Raw genomic sequence first — 3,556 nt, forward strand, 5'->3', positions numbered from 1 at the left:
GGAAGCGTTGCTATTACTGGCTCACCGGCGTTTTGATATCTTTTTAATATCATAACGATGGCCATTCAAATCCATTTTTTTATTTAAATGCCAATTGTATCAAGAATTTTCTGCTATCTTTGATAAGACGGTAGTGCTACGCGCGCATTCCTATATATATCTGCTGGTTTGGCTGAAATTATAATTTGACATTCCTTCCTTGAGTTATAAGTATTGCATTGCCCTTGAGGCGTTTAATCAATTAGTGAGGAACTAAGAATGCAAAAAATTACCGTTTCTACCGCTGTACGTTCGGTTACTTCTCAGGGAGTACAAAGCAACTCCGCTGGTGGCGGCTCTTCTAAGGCCTAAGTCAGGGTGATACAAAGTTGGTCCCTTCTGGGGCCAACTTTTGGATGGCAAAATGGACACAGTAAAGTTTTATAAGTTTTGGCCTGATAGTCCTGATCCTCGTCGACCATCTACCGCTATCAACGGTGAAATACCCGCGAGGGCCTATCAGCACTGCGAACCGTTCTTGGTCGCTAATAGCTTGGGGTGGCTAATTTATCCGCCCATAGATTTCAATCTGCTATGGGATGGAACCCAAACATTTATTCAATTTGAAGGGCTAGATGATAGTTGGATAATCGTTGATAGAATTTTTCTGCCAGACAGTGCTTTATCCTGGTCATCTAAGTTTGATGAAAGTCTTCATCCTGCTCTTCCTGTCTTTCTTGAGTCCTTTCCAGAGAAAGGGATATTGCAGCTATGGTCTGGGCTGTTTGTAGATACGCCAATCGATCATAGCCTTTGGATCAGATCTCCGATTAATCAAGCTCGTACAACAGACTACTTCATAGTCGAAGGTGTAGTGGAAACCGACTGGTGGGCAGGTCCGCTTTTTACCAATATAGATATAGTGAAGACGGATAAGCCAATTTGTTTCAGGAAAGATAAACCCTTCCTACAGGTTGTTATTCTGCCAAAAGTGTCTCATGCCAAACGTGGGTATTCATTTGAAGTAGTAGGGTACGATGATGAAGTGCCAAGTGTTTATTTAGAAAAAATGCTTGGAACGAATACTCGTAGGAATTCAGCTAGGCCAGGCTCATATAGAGTTTCAGCAAGAAAAAATATTCGGTGAATCATATGTTAAAAGATGATGTGCTAGGCTTCCTTTCTCAAATTTTAGTCAAGGATCTGGTCCGGATATCAGAGGTAGATAAGGAGGTTTTTTTCTCTAATATAGATGCCTACACTGACAATCAAATCGAAAATATAGGGTTTGCTAGCTTTGTAGAGACGGAGACAATCATCACCTTTTTCAGAAAAATCTATCAGATGCAAATCTCTGAAATAAAATCGCTTCAGGCGCTGTTCAACAAGGTATCTGGTGTTTTCATTCAGGGCTTCTGCCGTAACATGGATTTTGAACCTGTCCTGCCTCTCTCAAAAAGAGCAGACATTGACGTTTATGTACCTAAGGAAAACTACCCGTATTTTTTGGAAAAGTTGCAGTTGTCGGGCTATAAGCATTTAGGTTTTAACGAGGCGGGGTTCATCGAGCTTAACGAGTTGTCAGTAAAAGCGTTTGCCGCTGACTATTGGGCTGAAAAAGATATGACGCTTACGCGACCTATCTACATAGGTCGGCATGAGGACGCGCCTATAGATGTAAAAGACTTTTATTTGCCGATCATAAATATCGAAGGTGAGCTGTTTCTTCTGATTTCATTTGAACCTCATTTCAGCTATTTGGATTATTCGGAGCGCAGTGTTTTTGCGTCTTTATCTGAACAGTGGGTAATGACTGGTTGCTCAAGGATCACGGTTGTTGGAGCAATTTTTTTCAACATCATTCGATTGGATATGGGCGTTCAGCGACGCGAAAATCGGGTAAGGATTATCTTGGAAATAGCTGCACTACTACATCTTGATGAATTGAATAATTTTGACTTTGCGGGGCTCGAAAATTTAATATTGAGTCATCCCGCTAGATCGAAGATATCCGCTATGGCCATAGTGCTTGCCCAACTACACCCAGCATTTCAATTGTTTGCGAGGCTCGAAAAATTTGCTTGTCCTGATCACGTCAAAATATTAAGTAGTTCTTTAGAAGCTATTTTTTCAAAGAGGGTTGTAATGGGGGCTTGATATGTACTCATGGCTTATGCTGATCATTTTCAATATGGATACGCTTCTCATACAGGTATTGTTTACCTATTTCCCTTTGAAGCTTCTAATTGCTGGCAATGATATTGGATCAAGCTTGCTGAAAGCTTGCGAGTTTCTCGGTCCTGTAACGTTAGGCTACGTGATAGGTAAGTTTGTTGATAGAGGGTCTAAGCGAGTTATAGGCAAATCTGCTAATTTTGCATTAGCTCTCCTAATGTTAGGGTTTTTCCTTTTTTCAGTTGGCCATAATAGTCTGCTTGTTTACGGTGTGATGGTCATGGTGTCTCTTGTCTCTTACTTGAGCTCCAATTTAAAAATTGTCATCTTGCCTGCGCTGTTCGATAGCTCTAAGTTTGACCGCGCAAATTCTCTTTCTATGATAATGCAGAACATTGCCGGGCTTGTATCACCGATCGTGGCTGGTATATTGCTTGCGGCCATTAATCCGGAACCATTTTTTCTGTGCGCTGCGTGTTTTTATGTGGTCTCGGCTTTTTTGTATGGAAAGCTTTCGCCAGAAAGTGATGTTGAGGCTAATAAAAAAGATAATCAGTTATCATTCGTTCAGTCTATTCGTGAATTTTTGGCTATAAAGCCGCTGGTTGTAATGACATTGATGATGATGGGTAATAACGCTTATGTTGGGATAAGCTCGTTGTATTTGATTGGGTATGCCGTGGAGTGTGGGATAGTTCAGCCAGAGCATTCTGCGTATCTATTAACTGTCGGTGCGCTGGCTTCAATAGCGGCTGGTCTCACGTACGAAAAACTAAGAGGCGCTCGCAGTTACCTTTCTGTAGCTAAGTTTTCTGCTCTAATGCTGTTTATATCTGGATTGGTTCCATTGTTTTTTCCTAATTTTCCAGGCATTGTGGTCTCGCTATTGTTAACTGGGTGGTTCGCTGTATTTCTTGTTGTTTCCGGGTGGTCCCTACGTCAGAAGATCGTCGAGCGGAGCGTTCTCGGTCGAGTAGCCGGCATAACTGGATGTTTTCAGAAGCTATCTATGGTTGTATGCATTCCGCTTGCTGGTTTTCTCTCAGCACACCTTGGCGCAGGAGCAGCGCTTTTATTTGGATCTCTGTGCGTTCTGGCATCTGTAGCGCCTCTATTTACAAAAGCGGGTAAAAAGATTCATCAGGAATTTATATTGACCTAACGGTTGCGCGCAGACGCATCAACAAAAGGCTTTCGTGATTTTCTTTCGACAGACTAGGTAGTAGGGCAACGCAGAGACGCCGCCGCAGTCTTCGACCACGGTAAGACTGGCGGCCTGGGCGGCCAGGGGCAAGGTCACGGTTAGGATGAGGAGCGGGAGGATCTGCTTCATGGGTTCGAGGCCAGGAGATTCAGGCCGGTGACCCGGCTCAGGTGTTTGGCGAAGAGCTCGCGGTACTTG

3 protein-coding genes and 1 pseudogene are annotated in these 3,556 nt (G+C 43.1%); 3 read left to right on the forward strand and 1 reads right to left on the reverse strand.

Going from position 1 to position 3,556, the window contains the following annotated elements:
- Positions 1-403 precede the first annotated feature (403 nt).
- From GSQ95_RS25115 to GSQ95_RS25125, 3 genes are read left to right on the forward strand one after another with little or no spacing between them, the layout of a single operon-like run.
- A complete protein-coding gene (locus GSQ95_RS25115; protein ID WP_158895892.1) occupies positions 404-1,126 on the forward strand; it encodes a DUF6065 family protein in 723 nt (240 codons plus the stop codon).
- 5 nt (positions 1,127-1,131) lie between these two features.
- A complete protein-coding gene (locus tag GSQ95_RS25120; RefSeq protein ID WP_158895890.1) occupies positions 1,132-2,136 on the forward strand; it encodes a hypothetical protein in 1,005 nt (334 codons plus the stop codon).
- Between the two features lie 16 nt (positions 2,137-2,152).
- Positions 2,153-3,316: an MFS transporter gene (locus tag GSQ95_RS25125; RefSeq protein ID WP_158895888.1), complete on the forward strand. Its 1,164-nt coding sequence runs from the start codon at positions 2,153-2,155 to the stop codon at positions 3,314-3,316.
- 18 nt (positions 3,317-3,334) lie between these two features.
- On the opposite strand, the pseudogene GSQ95_RS27360 reads toward GSQ95_RS25125, so the two are convergent.
- A pseudogene (locus tag GSQ95_RS27360) lies at positions 3,335-3,556 on the reverse strand (hypothetical protein); the annotation flags it as partial.

Origin of the sequence: Pseudomonas sp. BAV 4579, assembly GCF_009765395.1 — a bacterium.
In the GTDB taxonomy this organism is placed as follows: Bacteria; Pseudomonadota; Gammaproteobacteria; order Pseudomonadales; family Pseudomonadaceae; genus Chryseomonas; species Chryseomonas aestiva.

Bases quoted from the DNA above. Each gene is read 5' to 3' on its own strand.
- GSQ95_RS25115 (WP_158895892.1), top strand. From the start codon at position 404: ATGGACACAGTAAAGTTTTATAAGTTTTGGCCTGATAGTCCTGATCCT.
- GSQ95_RS25120 (WP_158895890.1), top strand. From the start codon at position 1,132: ATGTTAAAAGATGATGTGCTAGGCTTCCTTTCTCAAATTTTAGTCAAG.
- GSQ95_RS25125 (WP_158895888.1), top strand. From the start codon at position 2,153: ATGCTGATCATTTTCAATATGGATACGCTTCTCATACAGGTATTGTTT.